The organism is Brachybacterium sp. J153 (assembly GCF_036311905.1).
In the GTDB taxonomy this organism is placed as follows: domain Bacteria; phylum Actinomycetota; class Actinomycetes; order Actinomycetales; family Dermabacteraceae; genus Brachybacterium.
Window position 1 is genome coordinate 194,633 of the sequence record NZ_JAZDCH010000010.1, and the last position, 22,262, is coordinate 216,894.

The 22,262-nt window shown below is 75.0% G+C and carries 18 protein-coding genes and 1 tRNA gene; 13 read left to right on the forward strand and 6 right to left on the reverse strand.

The genetic code is table 11. The features are described from left to right. Positions 1 to 8 precede the first annotated feature (8 nt). Genes V1258_RS06415 through V1258_RS06430 form a run of 4 tightly spaced genes read left to right on the forward strand, consistent with a single transcriptional unit; the run spans position 9 to position 4,318 of the window. Positions 9 to 1,484: a dihydrolipoamide acetyltransferase family protein gene (locus V1258_RS06415; RefSeq protein WP_329748876.1), complete on the forward strand. Its 1,476-nt coding sequence runs from the start codon at positions 9 to 11 to the stop codon at positions 1,482 to 1,484. Positions 1,485 to 1,536: 52 nt separating this feature from the next. After that, positions 1,537 to 2,139, forward strand: a complete 603-nt coding sequence (locus tag V1258_RS06420; RefSeq protein WP_329748877.1) for a fluoride efflux transporter FluC — start codon at positions 1,537 to 1,539, stop codon at positions 2,137 to 2,139. Continuing rightward, positions 2,136 to 2,540, forward strand: a complete 405-nt coding sequence (locus tag V1258_RS06425; protein WP_329748878.1) for a fluoride efflux transporter FluC — start codon at positions 2,136 to 2,138, stop codon at positions 2,538 to 2,540. Before V1258_RS06420 ends, V1258_RS06425 begins: the two co-directional genes overlap by 4 nt. Next, positions 2,537 to 4,318 (forward strand): CopD family protein, encoded by a 1,782-nt coding sequence (locus V1258_RS06430; protein ID WP_329748879.1) that lies wholly within the window; start codon positions 2,537 to 2,539, stop codon positions 4,316 to 4,318. Before V1258_RS06425 ends, V1258_RS06430 begins: the two co-directional genes overlap by 4 nt. A gap of 67 nt (positions 4,319 to 4,385) precedes the next feature. Here the strand turns inward: V1258_RS06430 and V1258_RS06435 are convergent, their stop codons facing one another. The 3 genes from V1258_RS06435 to V1258_RS06445 form a co-directional block, all read right to left on the reverse strand. Next, positions 4,386 to 5,846, reverse strand: a complete 1,461-nt coding sequence (locus V1258_RS06435) for a flavin-containing monooxygenase (RefSeq protein WP_329748880.1) — start codon at positions 5,844 to 5,846, stop codon at positions 4,386 to 4,388. Positions 5,847 to 5,924: 78 nt separating this feature from the next. Continuing rightward, positions 5,925 to 6,698 carry a DUF1345 domain-containing protein gene (locus V1258_RS06440; RefSeq protein ID WP_329748881.1) on the reverse strand — a complete coding sequence of 258 codons (774 nt, stop codon included), beginning with the start codon at positions 6,696 to 6,698 and terminating at the stop codon, positions 5,925 to 5,927. After that, on the reverse strand, positions 6,695 to 7,708 hold the full coding sequence (locus V1258_RS06445) for an N-acetylglucosamine kinase (protein ID WP_329748882.1): 1,014 nt from the start codon (positions 7,706 to 7,708) through the stop codon (positions 6,695 to 6,697). Before V1258_RS06445 ends, V1258_RS06440 begins: the two co-directional genes overlap by 4 nt. Before the next feature lie 125 nt (positions 7,709 to 7,833). Between V1258_RS06445 and V1258_RS06450 the strand changes: the two genes are divergently transcribed. The 7 genes from V1258_RS06450 (at position 7,834) to V1258_RS06480 (ending at position 18,056) form a co-directional block, all read left to right on the forward strand. After that, entirely contained in the window at positions 7,834 to 8,826 is a 993-nt protein-coding gene (locus V1258_RS06450) for an N-acetylmuramic acid 6-phosphate etherase (protein ID WP_329748883.1), read from the forward strand. 96 nt (positions 8,827 to 8,922) lie between these two features. Continuing rightward, positions 8,923 to 10,638, forward strand: coding sequence for an ABC-F family ATP-binding cassette domain-containing protein (locus tag V1258_RS06455; protein ID WP_329748884.1), 1,716 nt, complete (start codon positions 8,923 to 8,925; stop codon positions 10,636 to 10,638). Between the two features lie 88 nt (positions 10,639 to 10,726). Next, on the forward strand, positions 10,727 to 12,022 hold the full coding sequence (locus tag V1258_RS06460; protein WP_329748885.1) for an O-acetylhomoserine aminocarboxypropyltransferase/cysteine synthase family protein: 1,296 nt from the start codon (positions 10,727 to 10,729) through the stop codon (positions 12,020 to 12,022). A 57-nt stretch (positions 12,023 to 12,079) separates the two neighbouring features. Beyond that, entirely contained in the window at positions 12,080 to 12,784 is a 705-nt protein-coding gene (locus tag V1258_RS06465) for an HAD family hydrolase (RefSeq protein ID WP_329748886.1), read from the forward strand. Then, a complete protein-coding gene (locus V1258_RS06470) occupies positions 12,781 to 13,455 on the forward strand; it encodes an HAD family hydrolase (protein WP_329748887.1) in 675 nt (224 codons plus the stop codon). The genes V1258_RS06465 and V1258_RS06470 overlap by 4 nt, the downstream gene beginning before the upstream one ends. Positions 13,456 to 13,549: 94 nt before the next feature. Further along, positions 13,550 to 15,466 carry a thioredoxin-like domain-containing protein gene (locus tag V1258_RS06475; RefSeq protein WP_329748888.1) on the forward strand — a complete coding sequence of 639 codons (1,917 nt, stop codon included), beginning with the start codon at positions 13,550 to 13,552 and terminating at the stop codon, positions 15,464 to 15,466. Positions 15,467 to 15,518: 52 nt separating this feature from the next. Then, a complete protein-coding gene (locus V1258_RS06480; RefSeq protein ID WP_329748889.1) occupies positions 15,519 to 18,056 on the forward strand; it encodes a pyrophosphatase in 2,538 nt (845 codons plus the stop codon). Positions 18,057 to 18,142: 86 nt separating this feature from the next. Here V1258_RS06480 and V1258_RS06485 read toward each other — a convergent pair whose 3' ends face one another. Together V1258_RS06485 and V1258_RS06490 are read right to left on the reverse strand one after the other, a co-directional pair. Continuing rightward, a complete protein-coding gene (locus V1258_RS06485; protein WP_329748890.1) occupies positions 18,143 to 18,718 on the reverse strand; it encodes a TetR/AcrR family transcriptional regulator in 576 nt (191 codons plus the stop codon). A 385-nt stretch (positions 18,719 to 19,103) separates the two neighbouring features. Continuing rightward, positions 19,104 to 19,177, reverse strand: a tRNA-Gly gene (locus tag V1258_RS06490). A 155-nt stretch (positions 19,178 to 19,332) separates the two neighbouring features. Between V1258_RS06490 and dcd the strand changes: the two genes are divergently transcribed. Together dcd and V1258_RS06500 are read left to right on the forward strand one after the other, a co-directional pair. After that, the gene (gene dcd, locus V1258_RS06495) at positions 19,333 to 19,926 is read left to right on the forward strand and encodes a dCTP deaminase (protein ID WP_329747331.1); all 594 of its coding nucleotides are present in this window, start codon (positions 19,333 to 19,335) and stop codon (positions 19,924 to 19,926) included. Further along, complete coding sequence (locus tag V1258_RS06500) at positions 19,923 to 20,753, forward strand: hypothetical protein (protein ID WP_329748891.1); 831 nt, start codon at positions 19,923 to 19,925, stop codon at positions 20,751 to 20,753. The genes dcd and V1258_RS06500 overlap by 4 nt, the downstream gene beginning before the upstream one ends. 67 nt (positions 20,754 to 20,820) lie before the next feature. Here the strand turns inward: V1258_RS06500 and V1258_RS06505 are convergent, their stop codons facing one another. After that, positions 20,821 to 22,191: an MFS transporter gene (locus V1258_RS06505; RefSeq protein WP_329748892.1), complete on the reverse strand. Its 1,371-nt coding sequence runs from the start codon at positions 22,189 to 22,191 to the stop codon at positions 20,821 to 20,823. Between the last annotated feature and the right edge of the window lie 71 nt (positions 22,192 to 22,262).

The following is a 22,262-nucleotide window of genomic DNA, read 5'->3' on the forward strand; positions in this document are numbered from 1 at the left end:
TCCCCGTCATGACCCCTGCCCAGAGCTCCTCCGCGATCGTGCAGATCCTCCTCACCGACCCGGGAGAGGGCCTCACCGAGGCCGAGATCCTCGAGATCAAGGTGCAGGTGGGCGACACCGTCGCCATCAACGACCCGGTGATCGAGGTGGAGACCGCCAAGAGCGCGGTCGAGCTGCCCAGCCATGTCGCCGGCACCGTCGTCCGGGTGCTGGTCGCCGTGGGCGACGAGGTGCCCGTCGGCGCCCCGCTGCTGGAGATCGACACCGCGGGCGGGCCCGCCCCGTCGGCCGAGCCGCCGTCGGCCCAGCAGGATCAGACCGCGGAATCGGCACCGGAGCCGGAGTCAGAGACGGCGCAGGAGCCGGGAGCCGGATCCGAGCCCGCGGACGAGGAGCCGCGCACCCTGGTCGGTTACGGCGCCTCCGCCGCGCCCCAGCGGCGCCGCCGCAAGCGGACCTACGCGGACGCCGACGAGGCGCAGCAGGTCCCCATCGACCGGATCCTCGCCAAGCCGCCCGTCCGCAAGCTGGCACGCGACCTCGGCGTCGCGCTCGCCGACGTCTTCGCGACCGGGCCCGACGGCACCGTCACCCGGGAGGACGTGCTCGCGGCCCAGCAGCGGGCCATCGCGGGAGCCTCCGGGGCGGGTGAGCTGCCCGGCCGGAGCGGCGGCGCGGGCTCGACCGCCTACTTCCCCGAGGAGTCGCCGCAGGCCCCCGAGGGGCTCGGCGGCGCGATGAAGTCCACCCGCCACCAGCCGTTCGCCGGTGTCACGGCCGACGAGCGCACCACCCGGGTGCCGATCCGCTCGGTCCGCAAGCGCACCGCCGAGGCGATGGTCGCCTCCGCCTTCACCGCCCCGCACGTCACCGTGTTCAACGAGATCGACATGACGCGGACGGTGCGCATCATCGAGGATCTCCGCTCCTCCCGCGAGTGGAAGGACGTCAAGATCAGCCCGCTCGCGGTGATCGCGAAGGCGCTGCTCGTCGCCATCCGCCGCAACCCCGAGGTCAACGCCTCCTGGGACGAGGCCGCGCAGGAGATCGTCTACAAGCACTACGTGAACCTGGGGATCGCCGCGGCGACCCCGCGCGGGCTCATCGTGCCGAACCTCAAGGACGCGCACCTGATGACGCTGCGCGAGCTCGCCGAGGGGATCGACGAGCTGGCCCGCACCGCCCGCGGCGGCCGCACCTCGCTGTCCGACACCCGCGACGGCACGATCACGATCACCAACTTCGGCGTCTTCGGCATCGACTCGGGCACCCCGATCCTCAACCCGGGGGAGTCCGTGATCCTCGGCGTCGGCGCGATCAAGGACAAGCCCTGGGCGGTCGAGGGGCGGATCGAGATCCGCAAGGTCGCCCAGCTCGCGCTGAGCTTCGACCACCGCCTGATCGACGGGGCGCTCGGCGCCGAGCTGCTGCGGGACATCTCCGCGGTGCTCGAGGACCCGGCGCTGGGACTGGTCTGGGGATGAGCGGCCCACGGCGGGAGGGCGGCGTCACGGCGGGCCTCGGTACCCTGTCCCGGTGACCTCGAGCCCCGTCCCTCCGCCGCGCACCCCGCGCCGACATGATCCGCGGATGCAGACCGTGGAGATGGCGGCCCTCACGGCGGGGGAGCTCGCCCCGGAGACGACCTTGGGCTCGGGGCCCCTCGCGCCTCCGCTGTCCCCGCTGCGCACCGCCCTGCTGGTGGCCGTGGGCGGCGGGGTAGGCGCCGGGTTGCGCTTCGCGCTGACCGTCCTCGCCCCGACCGTCGCCACCCCCACCCTGGTGGAGCTGCCCTGGGCGACCCTGTGGGTCAACGTGATCGGCTGCCTCGGTCTCGGCGCCCTCACCGGTGTGCTCGAGGTCCGTCCCGGACGCCCCTGGATGCTGCCGTTGCTCGGCACCGGCCTGTGCGGGGGGTTCACCACGATGTCCTCCGTGGTGCTCGAGGGGTCGGCGATGATCGGCGCGGACTTCCCGCTCATCGCCTTCGTCTACGCCCTGCTCACCGTGGTGCTGTGCCTCGGCTTCGTGGTGCTCGGCCTCGTGGGGGGCCGCCGTCTCGCGCAGCCTTCCGCCCTGCGCGGCCTCCGGCGTCGCGGGTCGACCTTGCAGATCCAGGACGAGGAGGGCGGGGCATGAGCGCCGGCGTCTTCCTGCTCGCCCTGCTGCTGGTCTCCGTCGGCGGGGCCGCCGGATCGCTCGCCCGCTGGGGGATCCGGGTGGGCGGCGCGCGTCTGCAGGCCCGTCGGGGCACGACCCCGCGCTCGACCCACTGGGCGACCTTCGCCGCGAACGTCGTGGCCTGCCTGCTGCTGGGGCTGATCGTCGCCCGCCTGGGATCTGCGACCGGCTCGCTCGAGCTGCTGTACCTGCTGCTCGCGGCCGGGTTCTGCGGTGGGCTCTCGACGCTGTCCACCGCGGCGCTGGACGTGGTCGAGCTGGCGCGCCGGGGTGCGATCGCGATCTCCGTCGCCTACCTGCTGCTGTCCGTCGGATCGGGCATGCTCGCCCTCTGGGTGGGCCTGGTGATCGGCCAGTGACCGCTCCCGGCCTCGCACGACCGGCCCCGCGGATCCTGGTCCTGCTGGTCGTCGCGCTGCTCGCGCTGGCTCTGGTCGCGGTGCTCGCGGCCGACGCCGCCGCCGGCGGTAACCTCGTCCTCCGCGACGCCGGGGCGATCGCCCGCCACGGCGCGCCCGTCGCCGCCCTGATCGCGGATCTCGCGAGCGCCCTCGGCCTCGGCGGCGCGGTGGTCGCCGGCTGGCTGCTGCGCGACGGGGAGGACCGGATCCGGGCGCTCACCGCCGCGGCGATCGCCGCTGGCGTCGCCACCCTCGGCCGGGCCGCGGCGCTCGTGCTGTCCTATGCGGTCGCGACCGGGCAGCCGGTCGGCTCGCCCCGCTTCGGCTCGGATCTGGGCGTCTATCTCGGCACCGAGCTCGGCATCTGGCTCGTGACCGCACTCGTGCTCACCGCCGCCGCGACCACCCTGGCCCTCACCGGCACCTCCCGTGGCGTCGCCCGGATGCTCGCGGCGGGTCTGCTGCTGGCGACCTTCGCGACCGCGATGACGGGGCACGCCGCGGGGGACGCGAACCACGAGGCCGCGACCTCGACCATGCTCGCCCATCTGCTCGCCGTCGGCCTCTGGCTCGGCGGGCTCGGCGCGCTGCAGCTGCTGCCGGCGCGCTCGCGGGACGACGCCGCGGTGGTGCGCGGCTACTCGCACCTGGCCCTGATCAGCTGGATCATGCTCGCGCTGAGCGGGGTCTGGGCCCTCGCGGTGCGCATGAACGGGCCCGGCGACCTGCTCACGAGCGCCTATGTGCAGCTCGGCGCACTCAAGATGCTGCTGCTCCTGCTGCTCGGCGGGCTCGGCTGGCTGCAGCGGCGCGCCCTCGCCACCGGGTTCGACGCGGGGGAGGAGGGCCGCGCGGCGGTCGCGTCCTATCGGCGCCTGGCCCTGCTCGAGCTGGCCCTCATGGGCCTCGCCGTCGCGCTCGCCGCCGCCATGAGCTCCTCCCCGCCGCCGGCCGATGCCGGGGTGCCGCCCGAGGGCACGGCGGGTCTGCTCACCGGATACCCGCTGCCGCCGGCGCCGACCCTGTTCGGGGTGCTGACCGCCTGGCGGCCCGATCCCTTCGGGATGATGGTCGCCTGTGCCCTGCTGCTGTGGTGGTGGTGGCCGGGGAGTGCGGCACGGCCGCGCGCGGCGACGCGCCGCCTCCTGGTCGGTGCGGCGCTGCTGGTGCTGCTCACCAGCGGGCCGCTGAACGTCTACGGCAAGGTCCTGGTCTCCGCGCACGTGCTGCAGCACGTGCTGCTGCTCGGCACCGGCGTGCTGCTCGGCACGGTCCCGGCCCTCACGGGACCGCCCGGGGCGCTGCGCCGGACGCTCGGCCGACGCCCGCTGCTCGGAGCTCTCGCGGCCGCCGCCCCGGTGGCCCTGCTCGCCGCCGCCTACGCGAGCCCGTTCCTGCGCCTCGCGCTCGACGGGCATGCCGCCCACCTCGTGCTGCAGCTGCTGGCCGCATGCGGCGGCGTGCTCCTCGCTCTCTGCGTGCGGGCGACAGCGCCGGGGCGTGCCCGGTTGCTGGTCGCCGCGGCACCCGTCCTGCTGCTGCTCGCGGCGGGGGTGACACTGCTGCTCACCGACCACCTGATGGCCGCGAGCTGGTTCGGGGCGACGGGGCGGACCTGGTTCGCCGACGCCCTCGCCGATCAGCGACGCGCGGGGATCGGGGTGCTGCTCACGACGGGCCTCGGCGCCGTCGCGGCGGTGCTCCTGGCGCGCCGCAACCCGCGACGCGCCGACTGAGCCGCAGCCCGGCGGAGGACTCCGCTGAGTTCGACGGTCGCCTCAGGCACCGGGCCCGACGGACGCCTCAGGCGCGGGCGTCGGCCTCGAACAGGGCGCGGACGGTCCGCAGGCGCGCGAGCAGCGTCGCGCCGTCGGCCGCGGGCACCAGATCGTCCCCGGCATCCCGCGCGCTGCGCGCCGCCTGGCGGGGACGCACCGACCGGGCGCCGACGAGATCGCCGAGCCGCTCCCGCAGACCGCCCTCGCCCTCGGTGGGCGCGGTCGGCACCGCGGACTCGGAGCCCGCGCGCAGGCGGCGGAACTCGGCCAGGGCGGTCCGGGCGGAGGGGGGCGCGGCGTCGCCGTCGAGGGTGGCCTTCAGCAGGTACGCGGCGAGATCCGCCTGCTGCACGAGGATCGGCAGCGCCGGTCCGGACACCCGCTGCTGACCGAGCAGGACGAGATCGTCACGGCCGCGCGGGAAGGCGCCGAGGAAGAGATCCGGGTCGCCCTGCCTGGTCCGGGGCACGACCTCCGCGGGCAGATGGTCGGCGCCGGTCTCGTAGCCGGTCGCGAGGACCACCAGGTCGGCTGCGAACGTGCGGTGGCCGGCCTTGCCGCGGGGGGCGTCGTGGGTGAGGGTGCCGTCCTCCAGGAACCCGGTCACCTCGCCGACCACGGTGATCCGACCCTCCCGGACACGGTCCAGCACGTCGTCGGAGATGATCACCTGGTCCTCGAGCAGGGGTGCCTCGGGCGCGGGCATGCCGACGTCCTGCGGGCGGCCGACCGTGCGGGCGATGACGGTCTCGGCGATGCGGTCGTTGAGCCCGCCGAGCCGCGAGGGCTCGCGCGTGAGGGCCACGTCCCCGGGGCGGCCGGCGATCCGCCGCGGCACCACCCAGTGGCCGGTGCGCATCGACCAGCGCACCTCGAGGGCGCGGCGGGCGGCGTCCACGGCGATGTCGGCGGCGGACTGCCCGGAGCCGACCACGAGCACGCGGCGGCCTTCGAGGCCGTCGGCCCCGGTCCAGTCCTTCGCGTGCATGACCTGCACGGACCGCGGGGCGTCGGCGGCCCATTCGGGGCGGTGGGGCCGCTCGGAGATGCCGTGGGCGGAGACCACGGCGCGGTAGATCATGATCTCGCCGGTCGACAGCTCGACCTCCCACACCCCGTCCTCGAAGGGACGGGCGCGGCGCACCGCGACCCCGGGCCGGAAGTGCTCGGTGAGGTCGTGGCGGGCGGCGTAGGCGCGGAGGTACTTGCCCATCTGCTCGGGACGCAGGAACTCGGGGTAGGAGACCGGGCGCAACAGGTCCTCGTACTGGGTGGTGCGGCGGGAGGAGATCATCTCCATCGCGGTCCACACCGGGGTGTCCTTGCGGTCGGGGTCCCAGATCCCGCCGACGTGCTTCGCGCGGTCCACCAGGTCGAAGGGCACCTCGAGGGCCTGCAGCGCCGCGGAGACGGCCAGCCCCGCCGGGCCGGCGCCGATGACCAGCACCTTCTCGCGGGTGGGGATCGGGTGGGACAGCTCGGGCATCGGGTGAGGCCTTCCGGGACGGGTGGCGCGGGGGTCGCGGCGGGCGGACGGCGCCATCCTAGTCGCCCCTCCGCCGCCTCAGGTGACGACCGTGAGGACCGCCGAGACGCCCAGGGTGATGATGATGGTGCTGGTGACGTGCGCGAGGATGACGTGCCCGCGCACCAGCGAGCGCGCGGCGGCGGTGCGCGGCCCGAGGTCCGAGGGACCGGCCGAGGTCTGCACCAGCACCGCCCCGTACACGTAGTCGGCGAGCACCCGCTCGGGGACCGGGGTGCCCGCGAGGGAGAAGGCCTCGCCGTGGGCGTCCTCCGCCGCGTACTCGAGCGCGAAGGTCACCACCGCGGCGATCCAGGCGCTGGCCAGAGCCCCGATGGTGAGCAGCAGCAGCGCGGTCAGGGAGAGGCGCTCGGGCTGGGTCGCGAGGAGGACGGCGGCGAGGGCGGCGACCAGCAGCAGCTGCAGCACCTCCGACCAGGCGCCCGCGCGGCCCACCAGCCAGCGGTACTCGGGAACACCCCGACGCACCCGGGTGAGCCGGGCCGTCGCGAGCAGCTCGCGGCGCGGCCTGCCGCGGAGTGCGGCATAGGTGAGGACGGCGAAGAGCAGGGAGTAGACCGAGGTGGTGACGATGATGACCACGAGCAGCGGGGCGAGCCGCTCGTCGGGCGGCAGGTCCGGATCCAGCAGGTCAAGGAGCGGGAGGGCGGCGAGGCCGCCCGCGAGCACCGCGCCGAGGAAGGACAGCAGCATCCGCAGGTTCTCGGAGCGCAGCCGGCGGCGGGTCCGACGGCGGGCGCGCCGCCGACGGGCGGGACGGGGCGACGCGGCCGGGGAGTCGGGCCCGGTCATCCGTCGGCCCCGGCCGCGGCGCCGGCTGCGGCCCCCGCCGCGAGCTCGCGGGCGAGCAGCAGCGCCCCGGGCACCGCATCGGCCACGGTCGCGACCGAGCGGCCCTCGGCGCGCAGGCCGGTGAGGACCTCCTCGCGGATCGGACCCGGGGTGGCGAGCACCGAGCCGGCGAGGACCACCGGCAGCTCGACCTCGGGGTCCAGGGCCCGGACGGTGTCCCGCACGTGCCGGGCGGCGGTGTCGAGGATCTCGCGGGCCGCGGGGTCCTCGGGCACCGAGCCGGGGACGGCGGCGAAGCGGCCCAGCGCGGCGGGCGCCCCCGCCGGGAGCAGCTCGTCGAGGGCACGGATCAGGTCCTGCCGCGGATCGCCCGTGGGGGAGGGCGGCAGCAGCCCGTCGCGCAGATCGAGGTCCAGCAGGTCGCCGACCCGCTCGGTGAGCAGGGTGCGGCGACCGCGGCCGTCGAGGTCCGCGGCGACGGCCTGCAGGGTGCGGCGGCCGAGCCACACCGCGGAGCCGATGTCGCCCAGCAGCCAGCCCATGCCGTCGCGCCGGGCGATCGCCGCGCGGTCCCGGAAGCGGACGGCGACGGCCCCGGTCCCGGCGAGCACGAGCAGGCCGTCGTCGCCGACGCCGCCGGAGAGGAAGGCGGTGTGCAGGTCGTCGGTGACCAGCAGACGCTCCGCGGGGATGCCGAGGTCGGCCAGCCGCTCGCTCACGGCACGGTGCACCTCCGCCGCGCGCGCCGGGCCGGCGCCGGAGATGCCCAGGGCGACCCCGGCGATCCGCAGGTCCTCCCCGAGCTGCCGCCGGCCCTCGTCGAGGACCGCGCGCACCGTCTCCTGGAGGTGGTCCAGGGCCGCGGGGCCCGAGGAGCGCAGGTTCCCCCCGGGACCGGTCGCCTCGGCGACCACGCCGCCGCCGAGCGGGGCCAGCGCGAGCCGTGCGTGGGTGGCCCCGACGTCGCCCGCGATCACCGCGATCCGCGCCCCCTGGGTCGTCTCGTCCATCGTCCATCCCTCCCTCGGATTCAGGGACCCATCGTAGGCGCGGCGCCCGCAGGTGCTCCGTCCCCGGGCCCCGCCCGGGAGGCCCACCGGTAGCCTGACGGGGCCGCCCCACCCCTGGAGGACCGATGCCCGAGCAGCCCGCCGCCCCGGACGCCCGCGCCCCCGCGGCGGAGGCCGAGGACGAGGACGTGGTTCGCCTCGACTCGCCGACCGAGGAGCGCCTCGCGGCGAGCGAGGACCTCGACGCCCGCGACGCCGAGGGCATCCTCGGGGTGATCCTCGGCGAGGACGCGCGCGTCGCCGCGGCGGTCCAGGCGCAGTCGCGCCCCCTCGCCGAACTGGTCGAGATCGGCGTCGCGGCGATCTCCGCCGGATCGACCGTGCACTACGTGGGTGCCGGCACCTCGGGGCGCCTGGGGGTGCTCGACGCGGTCGAGCTCGCGCCCACCTTCGATGCGGACCCGTCCATGGTCACCGCCCACCTCGCGGGCGGGCCGGGGGCCTTCCTCGAGGCGGTCGAGGGCGCCGAGGACGATGCGGAGGCGGGGGCCGACCTGGTGCGCACCGAGTGCCGCCCGGGGGACGTGGTGATCGGGCTCGCCGCTAGCGGCCGCACCCCCTTCGTGGGCGGGGCCCTGCGCGCGGCCCGCGCCGCCGGGATGCCGACCGCGCTGATCTCCGCGAACCCCGGGGCGCCCCTCGCGGCAGCAGCCGACGTGGCGGTGCTGCTCGACGTCGGCCCCGAGGTGATCACCGGCTCGACCCGGATGAAGGCCGGCACCGCGCAGAAGCTCGCCCTGAACGCCCTGTCGACCGCGATGATGGTGCGCCTCGGCGCGACCTACGGGAACCTCATGGTGCAGGTCCGGGCCACGAACGCGAAGCTCGTCGGCCGCACCGTGCGCCTGCTCGTGCAGGCCACCGGAGCCGAGCCCGCGGCGGCCGAGGAGATGCTGCGGGCGGCCGACGGGGAGCTGCGGACGGCGCTCGTCGCGCTCCTGGCCGGGGCGGACGTCCCCGCCGCCCGGGACGCCCTCGCCCGCTTCCCCCGCGATCCCCGTCGGACCGGGGACCCCGGCGGGATCCGCACCGCCGTCGCCGCGCTCACCGCGCCGTAAATCGCTCGACCCTGCCGCCGCGCACCCCGTACCCTGGCGGCATGTGGATCTGATCAGCCCCCGACCGTCGACGCCGACCCCTCCCGGAGCTGATCCATGCGTGCCCACCCCTCGTCCTCCCCGAACGCCCCCGCGACCCGCGCCGCTGCGGTGCCTCGTGACGCGTCCGCGCCCGACCGGTCGCTGCACCTGCGCGGCGACGGGCTGTCCTTCGCCTTCCCCGACCGTCCCGTGCTCACGGACGTGAGCCTCGTGGTGCCCGCCGGCACGCCCACCGGTCTGCTCGGCGAGAACGGCAGCGGGAAGTCGACGCTGCTGCGTCTGCTCGCGGGAGAGCTGGTCCCGGATCGCGGCGAGCTGCGCGTCCCCGGGCCCGTCGGACTGCTCCGCCAGGACCTCCCCTTCCCCGCCTCCACGACCGTCCACGAGCTGGTCGAGGACGCGCTCGCCCGCTCCCGCCGTCTCGAGCGGGAGCTGATCGCCGCGGGGGAGGCGCTCGCTGCGACCGGCACGGCCGAGAGCGGAGCGGACGCCTCCGCCGCGGCGCGCGAGTACGACCGGCTGCTCCTCGAGGCGACCCTCGCCGACGTCTGGGACGCCGACCATCGGGCCGACGCCGTGCTCGCCGGCCTGGGCCTCGAGGCGCTGCCTGCCGAGCGCCCCCTCGGCGCCCTCAGCGGCGGCCAGCGCGAGCGCCTCGCCCTCGCCCACCTGCTCATCGCCCGCCCCACCACCTGGCTGCTCGACGAGCCCACGAACCATCTCGACGACGAGGCCGCCGCCTTCCTCACCGCCGCGATCGCCGCCCATCCCGGGCCGGTGCTGCTCGCGAGCCACGACCGGGCCTTCCTCGACGAGGCGACCGCCGCGCAGCTCGACCTCGACCCCGCCGAGAGCCCGCTCACCCGGCCCGACGGCGGCCTCACCGCCTACACCGGCGGGTTCAGCGACTACCTGCTCGCCCGCTTCGACGCCCGCGACCGGTGGGAGCACCGCTACCGCGACGAGCAGGAGGAGCTGCGCCGGCTGCGGGAGGTCGCGCGCGACGCCCACACCCTCGGCCGGGAATCGCAGGTGCGCGCCGAGGTGCGGATGGCCCGCAAGTACTTCGCCGACCGCAACGCCGTGCGGGTGTCCCGCCATGTGCGCGACGCCGAGCAGCGTCTCGCCCGGCTCGAGGCGGAGCAGGTGCGCAAGCCGCCCGCGGAGCTGCATCTCACCCACCTGCCCGCGGCCGTCGGCCGGGCCCGCGGCGGCGAGCTCGTGGCGGCGCACGCGGTCGAGGTCGCCGGCCGCCTCGGCCCGACCGACCTGCGCCTCGGCGCGGGGGAGCGGCTCCTGGTCACCGGACCCAACGGCAGCGGGAAGTCGACCCTGCTCGACCTCGTGGTGGGAGATCTCGCCCCGACCTCCGGCACGCTCTCGCGCCCCCGGGGTCTCCGGATCGGCCACCTCGCCCAGGACGACGAACCGGTCCCCGGCCGGAGCGTCGGCGAGCACCTGCGGCGGGCCGCGCGACTGGAGGATCCGGACGCCGTGCCCGAGCTGTTCGGGCTGGTCCACCCCCGCGACCTCCCCCGACCGCTCACCGCCCTCTCCCGCGGCCAGCTACGCCGCGTCCTGCTCGCCGCGGTGCTCCTGGACCCGCCCGAGCTGCTCGTCCTGGACGAGCCGACGAACCATCTCGCCCTGGTCACGGCGACCCGGCTGGAGAGCGCGCTCGAGGACTGGGACGGGACGGTGCTGATCGCCTCCCACGACCGCTGGCTGCGCCGCCGCTGGCAGGGCGAGGTGCTCGAGCTCGGCACCTGAAGGGAGGGACACAGATGTTCACAGTCCTCGACCGGGGAGGGGCCCCGGGTGAGGCTGTGGCCATCGATCACGACCCCAGGAGCACGCCATGAGCGACACCCCCGCGCAGCCCCAGAAGTTCGAGACCCTCGCCATCCACGCCGGCCAGACCCCCGACGGCGACACCGGCTCGCGGGCTCTGCCGATCCACCAGACCACCAGCTTCGTCTTCCCGAGCGCGCAGTCGGCCGCGGACCGCTTCGCGCTCGCCGAGGCCGCCCCGATCTACACCCGCATCACCAACCCCACGCAGGCCGTGGTCGAGAACCGGATCGCGGCCCTCGAGGGCGGCGCCGCGGGTCTGCTGCTCGCCTCCGGGCAGAGCGCGATCTCGCTCGCGATCCTCAACCTTGCGGGGGCGGGCGACTCGGTGGTCGTCTCCCCGAGCCTCTACGGCGGCTCCTTCAACCTCTTCAAGCACACCCTCCGCCGTCTCGGCATCTCCCCGCAGTGGGTCGAGGACCCCACCGATCCGGAGTCCTGGCGCGCCGCCGCGGACGAGACCACCCGCGCCTTCTTCGTCGAGTCCATCCCGAACCCGCAGCAGGACATCCCCGACCTGCGGGCCGTCGCGGACGTCGCCCACGAGGTCGGCGTCCCGCTGATCGTCGACAACACCGTCGCCACGCCCTATCTGCTGCGCCCCCTCGAGCACGGAGCCGACGTGGTGGTCCACTCCGCGACGAAGTTCCTCGGCGGCCACGGCACCTCCATCGCGGGCGTCATCGTCGACGGCGACAGCTTCGACTTCTCCGCCGACCCGGCGCGGTTCCCGCAGTTCAACGAGCCGGACGAGTCGTACAACGGCCTGGTCTTCGCGGGCCTGCCCGCCGCCTTCGTGACCCGCGTCCGCACCAACCTGCTGCGCGACCTGGGCCCCGCCGTCTCGCCCTTCAACGCCTTCCTCATCGGGCAGGGCCTCGAGACCCTGCCGCTGCGCATGGACCGCCACCTGGAGAACGCCCGCGCCGTCGCCGAGTTCCTCGAGGCCGACGACCGGGTCGGGACCGTCACCTGGGCCTCCCTGCCGTCGTCCCCGCACCACCGGACCGCGGAGCGCTACCTCCCGCGCGGCGCGGGCAGCGTCCTCGGCTTCGAGCTGCCCGGCGGGATCGAGGCCGGTCGTCGCTTCGTCGACGCCCTCACCCTGCACTCCCACGTCGCCAACATCGGCGACGTGCGCAGCCTCGTGATCCACCCCGCCTCCACTACCCACTCGCAGCTGAGCGAGGAGGAGCAGCGCGCCGCGGGCGTCGCCCCCGGCTTCGTGCGCCTCTCCGTCGGCCTCGAGCACATCGACGACATCCTCGCCGACCTCGAGCGGGGTCTCGCCGCAGCCGCCTGAGCGGAGACCGCCGCCGGGTTCGTCGCGGGCGGGGAGCGTGGATACGCTGGGGGCATCATGAGCACCGAGCCCGCGCCCCTGCCCCCGTCGCCGCTGGACACCTGGCCGCCGAGCTGGTCGCCCGCCGCGGTCGTCTTCGACTGCGACGGTCTGCTCGTGGACACCGAGGGCCAGTGGGTCCAGGTGCAGGACGCGTACCTCGCCCGGCACGGCACGGCCCTCGACCCGACGGTGCGCCGCGCCCTCACCGGCCGCGCCGCCGAGGTGGTCGTCCTGACCATCGCCGAGGCCGTCGGCCGCGCCCCTGAAGAGGTGGTGCGGGACCTGCTCGCCGAGCACCGCCGGCACCTCGAGGACGAGCTCACTCCCTTGCCCGGGGCGCTGGACACCGTGCGCGCGGCGGCGGACCGGGTGCCCGTGGCCATCGCCTCCAACTCGCCCCGCGAGATGCTGGACCGGAAGCTCGCCGGCCTCGGCCTCACGGACCTCGTCGACGCGAGCATCGCGATCGAGGACGTCGCCGCGCCCAAGCCAGCCCCGGACATGTACCTCGCCGCGGCCCGCGCCCTCGGCGCCGAGCCCGCCGACTGCCTCGGGCTCGAGGACTCCGAGACCGGCGCGCAGGCCGCCGTCGCGGCCGGGCTGCAGCTGATCGCGGTGCCCTCGATCCCCGGCCAGGAGCCGCTCGCGCCCCGCCGGCTCGACTCGCTCGCCGATCCCGCGCTCGCCGCCTGGATATCCACCTGGGAAGTGCGCCGATGACCGTCCCCGCCCGCTTCGCCGCCGTCTTCGGCGACTGGACCCCGCGCGCCGTGGTCTTCGACTGCGACGGCCTGCTGCTGGACACCGAGTCGGTGTGGCAGCGCGCCCAGGACACGGTCGTCGCCGAGATCGGCGCGGTCCTCACCCCCGAGGACGACGCCCGGCTGCACGGCTCGACCATCGAGGTCGCCGGAGAGATCCTCGCCGCCCGCGCCGGCCGCGAGGAGGCGCAGGTGCTCGCGGCGCTCCACCGCGAGTTCGACCGCGAGCTCGCCGGCGGGATCCGGCTCATGCCCGGGGCCGTCGAGACGCTCGCCCGCGCGAGCGCGAAGGTCCCGCTCGGCTGCGCGTCCAACTCCTGGCTCGAGGCGCTCGAGCACAAGCTCACCGCGGGCGGGCTGCGCGAGCACTTCACGGTGCTCGAGGCCTCGGACACCGTCGAGCGCGCCAAGCCCGCCCCCGACATGTACGCCGCCGCGGCCGCCGCCCTGGGCGTCGACCCCGCCGAGGCCCTCGCCCTCGAGGACTCCGGCACCGGGGCGCAGGCCGCCCGCGCCGCGGGGCTGCGGCTCATCGGGGTGCCCACGCCCGGCGCCCCGGCCCCGGTCGCCGAGCTGACCCTCACCGCCCTCACCGACCCGGATCTGGCCGCCTGGATCGACACCTGGTGACATGCCGCCGCCCGGGCGACCTGCCCGGGCACGGATGTCCACCCATGTCACCTCAGTTGGCCACCGCGAGCCGGTGCGGTGTTCACTGGACCCCATGACCACTCCGACCGACCCCTCCGCGCCCCTCGCGGCCCGCGCCCACGGCTCCGCCCTCACCGGCCGCGGCTGGCTGAACACCGGCGGCGCGGAGCTCTCCCTGGAGTCGCTGCGCGGCAAGATCGTGCTGCTGGACTTCTGGACGTTCTGCTGTGTGAACTGCCTGCACGTGCTCGACGAGCTGCGTCCCCTGGAGGAGAAGTGGGCGGACGAGCTCGTCGTCGTCGGCGTGCACTCCCCGAAGTTCGAGTTCGAGAAGGACCCCGAGGCACTCGCCGCGAACATTGAGCGCTACGAGGTGACCCACCCCGTCCTCGACGATCCCGAGCTGACCACCTGGTCCGAATACGGCGCCCGCGCCTGGCCGACCCTGATGGTGCTGGACACGCAGGGCCGCATCGCCGGGAACCTCTCCGGCGAGGGGCACGCCGCGAACCTCGATGCGCTCGTGGGCCGGCTCGTCGCCGAGGCCGAGGCCGACGGCACCTTGCGCCGCGGGCCCGCCCCGACCGTGCTCACCGAGCGGGTCCCGCAGACTCTCCGCTTCCCCTCGAAGCTCGTCACCCTCCCCGACGGCCGCCTCGTGGTCTCCGACGCGGGGCAGCACCGGCTCGTCGTCTTCCAGGCCGACGGGGCCACCGTCGACGAGGTCATCGGCGTGGGCACCCGCGGCCACGCCGACGGCGAGGCGGCCGAGGCCGCGTTCGCCGAGCCGAACGGCGTCCTCGCCCTGCCGCTCGAGGTCGCCGCCGAGGTCGGCTACGACCTGCTCGTCGCCGACACCGCCAATCACCTCCTGCGCGGGGTGAAGGTGGGGCAGGACCGCCTGCTGCGCTCCCGCACCGCGACCGAGGTCACCACCGTCGCCGGCACCGGCGCGCAGTGGATGCAGGGCGAGGCCCTGCCCCGCGGCGAGGGCGACGCCCGCTCCTTCTCCCTCTCCACCCCGTGGGACCTCACCTGGTCCCGCGTGCTGAACCGCGTCGTCATCGCGATGGCCGGGATCCACCAGCTGTGGACCTACGACCCGGTCACCGGCGCGCTGCTCGTGCTCGCGGGCACCACGCAGGAGGGCCTCGTCGACGGCCCCGCCGTGACCTCCTGGTGGGCGCAGCCCTCGGGCCTCGACGAGCTGCCCGACGGCCGCATCGTCATCGCCGACTCGGAGACCTCCGCGGTGCGCGTCCTGGACCCGCAGACCATGCGGGTGGCGACCCTCGTGGGGCAGGGCCTGTTCGACTTCGGCCATGTCGACGGCCCCGCCGACGTCGCCCGGCTGCAGCATCCCCTCGCGGTGACCGCGCTCCCGGACGGACGCATCGCCGTCGCCGACACCTACAACGGCGCGATCCGGCTGATCGACGAGGGCGACGGCTCGGGCCCCGCCACCGTCGTCACCGTCGCGACCGACCTCGACGAACCGTCGGCCGCGATCGTCGGTCCGCCCGTGGACGGGATCGGCCAGCTGATCGTCGTCGAGTCCGGAGCGCACCGCGTCACCTGGGTGCCCGTCGCTCCGGCCGCCGAGCGGATCATCGACGAGGGCGCCCAGCGCTCCGAGCGTCCCGCGACCGAGGTGGGCCCCGGCCCGCTCACGGTGCGGGTGCTGTTCACCCCGCCCGAGGGGCACAAGCTCGACGACTCGCTCGGCCCGTCCACGCAGGTCACCATCTCGACCACGCCCGCCTCGATGCTCACCGCGGGCGGGGGAGTCGACACCGCGCTCGAGCGCACCCTCGAGCTCGATCCCGCCTACACCGAGGGAGTGCTGCACGTCAGCGCGCGCGCCGCCTCGTGCGACGCCGATCCGGCGGTGGAGTTCCCGGCCTGCCACATGCACCAGCAGGACTGGGGGGTGCCGATCCGCATCGTGGAGGGCGCCCCCACCACCCTGGACCTGTCCCTGCTGGCCTGAGACCCGGTCCCGCGACCGCCCTGCCCGCGCCCCACCGTCGGAAGACTGCTCCGTGGATCTGATCACGCAATTCCCCCTGGGCGACGACCTCGCCGTCACCCTCCTCGTCCTCGCGGCCCTCTCGATCGCCGCGCTCGTGCTGGGGGCCGTGGTCCCCGCCCGGCTCCGCGGCGCGGAGGAGGCCGACGAGATCGACGGGGAGCTGGGCCGACGGATCGGCCAGCAGCTCTCGGCGGCCGGTTGGCTGCTGCTCTGGGTGGGCGTGCCCGCCCTCGGCCTGCTGTGGCTGGTCCCCGGGACGACCGATGACCGGCTGCTGCGCTCCGCGATGCTGCTCGCGGGCCTGCTGCTCGGCCCGCTGGCCGCGTGGCGGGGCCTCGCGCTGCAGCTCGCGGCGCTGGTGCTGCCCGAGGAGCGGCGCACCGGGCTGATCACCCGCCTCGGCGCGCTGTCCGTCGCCGGGGCGCTCGCGCTCGCGGTGCTCCCGGTGACGCTGATCCTGTGGTTCCTGCAGGAGGGCGGCTCCTCGGCGCTGATGTCCCTCGCGGCGGGCGCGGCGCTCTCCGCGCTCGCGATCCGCGTGACCCTCGCCCCGACGGAGGCCGCGGCCGCCGCCTCCGCGCTGCTGGTCGGCGTGGACGAGAACGACCAGCCCGCGGACGACGCCGAGAACCTCGGCGGGCCCCTGCTGCGCACCGCGGGGATGCTCCGCCGCGGCGCCGGGCTGAGCGCCGACCTCGTCGCCCTGACCACGGCCGGCGCCGCCCTCGGGGTGATGCTCGGCGTGCCGGTGCTCGCCGCCGAGGGGATCCTCGTGGTGCTGCTCGCCCTGGGCACCGCGCTGCTGGCGACCGGCGCCGTGGCCCTGCTGCCGCTGCGCGCCGACGAGATCGGCCAGGAGGCCGACGCGATCCGGCTGCGCGGTCTGATCCCGGCCGGGCTGGTGCTGGTGGGCCTCGTGGTCGCCGCCGCGCTGTGGCTGCCCTCGGCCTATCAGGACCTGCGCTTCGCCCACGTCGGCATGGACACCTTCACCGATCCCGCGATCGCCGGCTCCGAGCCGGTGGCTCGCGACTCTCTCGAGGAGCAGATCCTGCCCGCGGTCGAGGACATGAGCCAGTGGGTCTCCGCGACGGACGACGGCCGGGACGCCGGCGCTCTCCTCGACGTCCTCACCCTGTACACGATCTCCCCGAGCGCGGTCACCGCTGCGGCGCTGGGTCTCGGCGCGATCGTCGCGCTCGCCGCGGTGCTGCTGCTGGGCGGGAACGCCCAGCGCAACGGCGGGACCGTGCTGCGGGCCGCGCGCACCAGCCGCACCGGCGGCGCGCTCGGCCTCGCCGCGGGCCTCGGTTCGACGGCGCTCGCCGCCGCGGGCGTCCTGGCCGCCGCGGTGATCGTCGCCGGCGTGATCAGCGTGCTGAGCGGCGGCGTGCCGGGCCTCGCCCTCGCGCTCCTGGCCCAGTCCGGGCTCGCCGCCCTCGCGGTCCTCGCCTGCTTCTCCGCCTCCCTGTTCGCCCCGGCGCTCGGGGATCGTCCGGAGTCTCCGCGCACCCTGCGCGAGGCCGCCGCCGCGGCCCCCGTCGGCCCCCACGGCGCCCTCCTCGTCGCCGCCGCGATGATCGGGGTGACCGCCGTCGGCCCCGTGGTGACCGCGCTGCAGGTCGCCGCCCGTGGTGCCACCGTGTGGGAGGACCGCGCGCTGCACGCCCTCACCCCGCTCTCGCTGACGCTCCTCGGCGGTGTCGGGGTCGGCGTCATCGGGGTGCTGCTCGTGACGGCGTCGCTGCTGGACGCGGCCCGACGCCTCGGCGCCGACGCGGTGGTCATCACCCGCGCCGCGATCCTCGAGGACCGCGACCGGGCGGACCTGCCCGATCTCGCCGAGACCCTGCGCCGCGCGACGCTCACGCCCGTGGTCGTGCTCGTGCTGCTGCCGGTCGTGGCCGCCTTCGGGCTCGGCCCTGCCGCCCTGCCGGGCGTCGTGGTAGGCGGGGTGCTGACGGCCGCGGCGCTCGGCCTGTGGTCCCTCGGAGCCGCTGGCACCCTCGAGGGCGCCGAGTCCGTGATCGCGCGCGGCCGCTACGGCGGACGCGCCTCCTGGGGGCACTCCGGGGCGCTCACCGGCACGGTGCTGACGGGGATCCTGCGCGCGGTGCTGGGCTCCGTCGCCGCGCCCGCGCTGCTGGTCACCTCCGCCGTCTCCGCGCTGCTGGTGAGCGGTGTGGTCGCGCTCTCGACCGACGGCACCGATCCCTACCTGCGGCTCGGCATCGCCGTGATCGCGCTGCTGATCATGCTGGTGTGCTGGGTCGTCTCCGCGACCGCCCCCGAGGTGGACCTCGAGGACGGCCAGGAGCAGGTGGCCCGCCCGCTGTTCGCCCGCCCCGCCGAGGAGACCGAGGCCCCGCTCGAGGCGATGGACTGGGAGGACGAGGACGCCGAGATCGAGCAGGTCGCCGACCCCGTCCGGACCGCGCCGAAGAAGCTCAAGCGCCGGCAGCGCCGCGCGCAGGAGGCGGCCGCGCGGAAGAAGGCGGAGTCCGAGGAAGACTCCGAAGAGGACTCAGGCACCACCGACGAGGACTGAGCTCCGCCCTCACGAGCCGAGGCCCCCTGCGCGCGATATGCGCTGCAGGGGGCCTCGGAACGTTTCGGGGGCGGGGGAGCGCGGGCTCAGGCGGCCGCGCCGAGGGAGCGGAGCACGAACTCCTGCAGGGCGCCCGGCGGGATACGGCGGGCGCTCGAGCCGACCAGCAGCGAGTTGATGATGCGCACGGTCGCGTCGACGTCGAGGTCGTCGGCGAAGTCCCCGCTCGTGATGCCGTCGCGCACGATCCGGCGCAGCACGTCCTCGATCATCACCACGTGCTCGCGCATGCGCTGCGCGGTCTCGGGACTCAGCTGGGTCTTCCCGGTGGTGTGCGGCATGTGGAAGGACACCGACAGGTCGAGCTGGGTGCGCACGTAGGCGAGGACCGCATCGCGCGGGGAGGCGGTGTCGCTCACGCCCGCGCGGAGCTGCTCGATGTAGTCGGCGGTCTCATGCACCGCGTACTCGACCAGCAGCGTCTCCCGGTCGGGGAAGTGGTTGTACATCGCCGTGCGGCCGACGCCGGCGGCTCCGGCGATCTTCGAGAAGGTGACCGACTCGAAGTCCTGGGTCTCGAGCAGCTCCTCCAACGCGGCGAAGATCTTCTCGCGCGTGCGCTCGCGATGCTCCTCGAGGGACCCTCCGATGATCTTGGGCATGCCGCATTCTTGCACCGAGGGGAGCAGGTGTCAGCATGGATCTGACAGACCTGAGGCGCGCGCCACGTCCCCTGCCCCCCCGCCGGGCCTGTCTGCGCCGGGCCTGCCCCCGCCCCGCCGCCTGCCCTGCCCCGCACTCTCCGCCTGCCCTGCCCTGCCCTGCCCCGCCTCGTCCGCTCCGCATGCCCCGCCCGCCCGACTCAAACTCCGCGCGTGGCGTGACCTCAGGCCTCCACAGGGGTTGAGGTCACGCCTGGCACGGAGTTTCAGCAGCGGGGCGGCGGGAGACAGGCCTCGCGGCCCAGAAAGGGAGCGGGCGCGGCCCAGACGCTCGGCCGCAGACGGGAACGGCCCGGCGATCCGTGGGGATCGGCCGGGCCGGTTCTGGAGCGGGTGACGGGAATCGAACCCGCGCTGTCAGCTTGGGAAGCTGAAGTTCTACCATTGAACTACACCCGCGAAAGGTGGTCCCACCTGCGAGGAGATCCATCTCGAAGGGCTCCGGTCCAGGAGGACGCGAGTCAGCATACCCTCCCGTCGGCCTGCTCCGCGAACCGGGGCCCGGGGGTGGGACGTCCTGTCCGCTCCCGGGGACGGCGGATAGGCTGGGTGCCGTGCTGCTGAGCGACCGAGACATCCGTGCCGAGATCGAGGCCGGGCGCGTGCGCCTGGATCCCTTCGAGGAGGAGATGGTCCAACCCGCGTCCGTCGACGTGCGGATCGACCGCTTCTTCCGCCTGTTCGACAACCACAAGCACGCGATGATCGATCCCGCCGTGGAACAGGCCGATCTGACGCGCGAGGTCGCCGTCGCGCCGGACGACGCGTACATGCTCCATCCGGGCGAGTTCGTGCTCGCCTCGACCTATGAACAGATCTGCCTGCCCGATGACATCGCGGCGCGCCTCGAGGGCAAGAGCTCCCTGGGTCGCCTGGGCCTGCTCACCCATTCGACGGCGGGGTTCATCGATCCCGGGTTCCGCGGCCACATCACCCTCGAGCTGTCCAACATGGCCACGCTCCCGGTCGCCCTCTGGCCCGGGATGAAGATCGGCCAGCTGTGCTTCTTCCGCCTCTCGAGCCCGGCCGAGCGCCCCTACGGCAGCGAGGGCAACCTCAATCGCTACCTGGGTCAGCGGGGGCCGACCCCCTCGCGCTCGGCCCAGAACTTCCATCGCACCCGGATCCCCGTGGAGGACGGACAGTGACCCCCGCCGACGCCGCCCCGACCCTCGTCGATCAGCGCACCCGGCATCGCCTGCAGCTTCCCCGCGACACCGCTCCGCAGGACGTCCTGCTGATGGTGCGCAACGTGCGCCCCGGCGCCGAGGTCGACGACGAGGGGGCGATCGATCTGGGGGAGGGAGCCCGCCTCGTGCCCGACCGCTCACCGCGCGGGGCCGGCCGCTGGACCCTGGACACGCCGCGGGTGCGCGAGGAGGCCGACGGGGAGCAGCTCGTCGACTCCCATGGTTACGGCCGCGCCTTCCCGGAGGGCCTTCCCTTCGGTCCCGAGCGCCGTGCCCTCGACCTCGCTTGGTCCCTTGGGCGCCGGCTCTACGGCGCCGTCGTGACCGACGGCGGCACCCGCCTCGAGCCCCATCCCTTCTCGGTCCGCGACCTCACCGTGGTGAGCACGCACGCCCTCGCCCCCGAGTCCTTCGCCCAGCTGCTGGCGCCGCTCGAGCCCGAGGCCGAGCTGGACCGCGCGCCGGAGGACTCCCTCCGAGCGGGCTACAGCCTGACCGTGCCGCTCGACGCGGGGGATCATCTGGAGATCCGCGTCGGCCGCGGCGGTCGGCACAGCGCCCTCGCTGCGGTCAGCTGGCAGGCGCAGACCGTCGACTACGAGCTGGTGCACCTCCCGGCCAACGACGAGGAGGACGCCCTCGAGGCCCCGGATGCCGAGACCGCGGAGCGGTGGTCTGCCGCGTACCGGCGGATCGGGCTGATCGCCGGGCTGCTCGTGGAGACCGTCGGCGGGTACGTTTTGGATCTCGAGGGCTTCCTGGTGGACCCGGCGGATCTCGCCTGAGCCCGCCGGATCTCGCCTGAGCCCGCCAGTTCCCGCCTGATCCCGGCCCGCTCGGGCGCGGCGCCGCTCAGGCCCGCGCGGCGGGCCGTCCGGCGGCTCCCAGACGGATCGGCAGGAAGGCCACGAGCCCGATCGCGATCACCAGCACGATGCCGAGGATGCCGGTGCGGGTGTCCTGGAAGACGGCGACCGTGATCGCGAAGGCGGCGGTGCCGAGGAAGCCGAGCGCCCGGCCGGTGGTCGCGTAGAGGCCGAAGTTCTCGGTCTCGCGGCCCGGCAGGGAGAGGCGGGTGAGCAGGTTCCGCGAGGCGGACTGCACGGGGCCGACGAAGAGGCAGATCGCCAGGCCCGCGGCCCAGAACACGACGGTCGCGGAGAAGGCCAGCACCACCAGCCCCAGCACGATGATGCCCAGGCAACCGGCGATGATCACCGGCCGCGGCCCCACCCGGTCGTCGAGGCGTCCGCCGAGGAACACCCCGACGCCGGCGACCAGGTTCGCGGCGATGCCGAAGATGATCACCTCGGTCGTGGAGAACCCGTAGGCGTTCGCGGCGAGGACGCCCGCGATCGAGAAGACGGCGCCGAGCCCGTCGCGGTAGATCGCGGAGGCCACCAGGTACTGCAGCATCACCGGCTCCTCCTTCACGGCCCGGATCACACGGCGGATGATGCTCGCGTAGCCCTGCCAGGGGGTCCATCGCTGCTCGGGGGCGGTGGCGGTGTGCCGCGGCGCCCAGATCATCAGCGGCAGGGTGCCGATCAGGATCCAGGCGGCGACGAAGATCGGGATGGCCCGCAGGTTCCAGCCGTCCTCGGCCGGGAGGCCGAGCACCCCGGTGCCCGGCATCACGAAGAGCACCAGCACCAGGACGAGGCACACGATCGAGCCCCAGTAGCCGACCGCCCAGGCGGTCCCCGAGACCCGGCCGCGGTTCTCCGGCGTCGAGATCTCGGGCAGCACCGAGTTCACGAACACCCCGGCGAGCTCGCTGAACACCACGGCGAGGGCGATCAGCACCGCGCCCAGGACCAGGTAGTCGCGGTCCAGCGCGACCAGCGGCATGAGCGCGACGACCGCGACGGTGCCGAGCGTGGTGATGCGCAGCAGAGCGTTGCGGGCGCCGCCGCGGTCGGCGAGATTGCCGAGCAGCGGGGCGAGCAGGGCGATCGCGATCGCCCCGATCGACTGCCAGGTCGTCAGCACCTGCGAGCCGTGGTCCTGGGCGGCCTTCCGGGCCGCGTCGCCGACGACGCCCTCGGCGGCGACGCCGCTCGCGACATAGGTGGCGAAGACGAAGGTGAGGATCACGGAGCTGAAGGCGGACATGCCGCCGTCCCAGGCCGAGAAGGAGGCGACGGCGCGGCGCAGCTCGCGGGGGGAGAAGCGGGCGGAGAGCGGGGTCCCGGGGTCGGCCGGGGCCGAGGAGGTGGCCATGGGGTCACTGTACGGAGCGCCGGGGGTGAAGAGTCCAGAGGAGTCCAGTGGAGTCCAGGCGAGTCCAGTGG

Excerpts from the sequence above, each read along its gene's own strand:
- V1258_RS06445 (WP_329748882.1), bottom strand. The coding sequence starts at position 7,708 with ATGGACGAGACGACCCAGGGGGCGCGGATCGCGGTGATCGCGGGCGAC.
- V1258_RS06485 (WP_329748890.1), bottom strand. The coding sequence starts at position 18,718 with ATGCCCAAGATCATCGGAGGGTCCCTCGAGGAGCATCGCGAGCGCACG.
- V1258_RS06460 (WP_329748885.1), top strand. The coding sequence starts at position 10,727 with ATGAGCGACACCCCCGCGCAGCCCCAGAAGTTCGAGACCCTCGCCATC.
- V1258_RS06415 (WP_329748876.1), top strand. The coding sequence starts at position 9 with ATGACCCCTGCCCAGAGCTCCTCCGCGATCGTGCAGATCCTCCTCACC.
- V1258_RS06435 (WP_329748880.1), bottom strand. The coding sequence starts at position 5,846 with ATGCCCGAGCTGTCCCACCCGATCCCCACCCGCGAGAAGGTGCTGGTC.
- V1258_RS06470 (WP_329748887.1), top strand. The coding sequence starts at position 12,781 with ATGACCGTCCCCGCCCGCTTCGCCGCCGTCTTCGGCGACTGGACCCCG.
- V1258_RS06440 (WP_329748881.1), bottom strand. The coding sequence starts at position 6,698 with ATGACCGGGCCCGACTCCCCGGCCGCGTCGCCCCGTCCCGCCCGTCGG.
- V1258_RS06475 (WP_329748888.1), top strand. The coding sequence starts at position 13,550 with ATGACCACTCCGACCGACCCCTCCGCGCCCCTCGCGGCCCGCGCCCAC.
- V1258_RS06450 (WP_329748883.1), top strand. The coding sequence starts at position 7,834 with ATGCCCGAGCAGCCCGCCGCCCCGGACGCCCGCGCCCCCGCGGCGGAG.
- V1258_RS06425 (WP_329748878.1), top strand. The coding sequence starts at position 2,136 with ATGAGCGCCGGCGTCTTCCTGCTCGCCCTGCTGCTGGTCTCCGTCGGC.
- V1258_RS06455 (WP_329748884.1), top strand. The coding sequence starts at position 8,923 with ATGCGTGCCCACCCCTCGTCCTCCCCGAACGCCCCCGCGACCCGCGCC.
- V1258_RS06465 (WP_329748886.1), top strand. The coding sequence starts at position 12,080 with ATGAGCACCGAGCCCGCGCCCCTGCCCCCGTCGCCGCTGGACACCTGG.
- V1258_RS06505 (WP_329748892.1), bottom strand. The coding sequence starts at position 22,191 with ATGGCCACCTCCTCGGCCCCGGCCGACCCCGGGACCCCGCTCTCCGCC.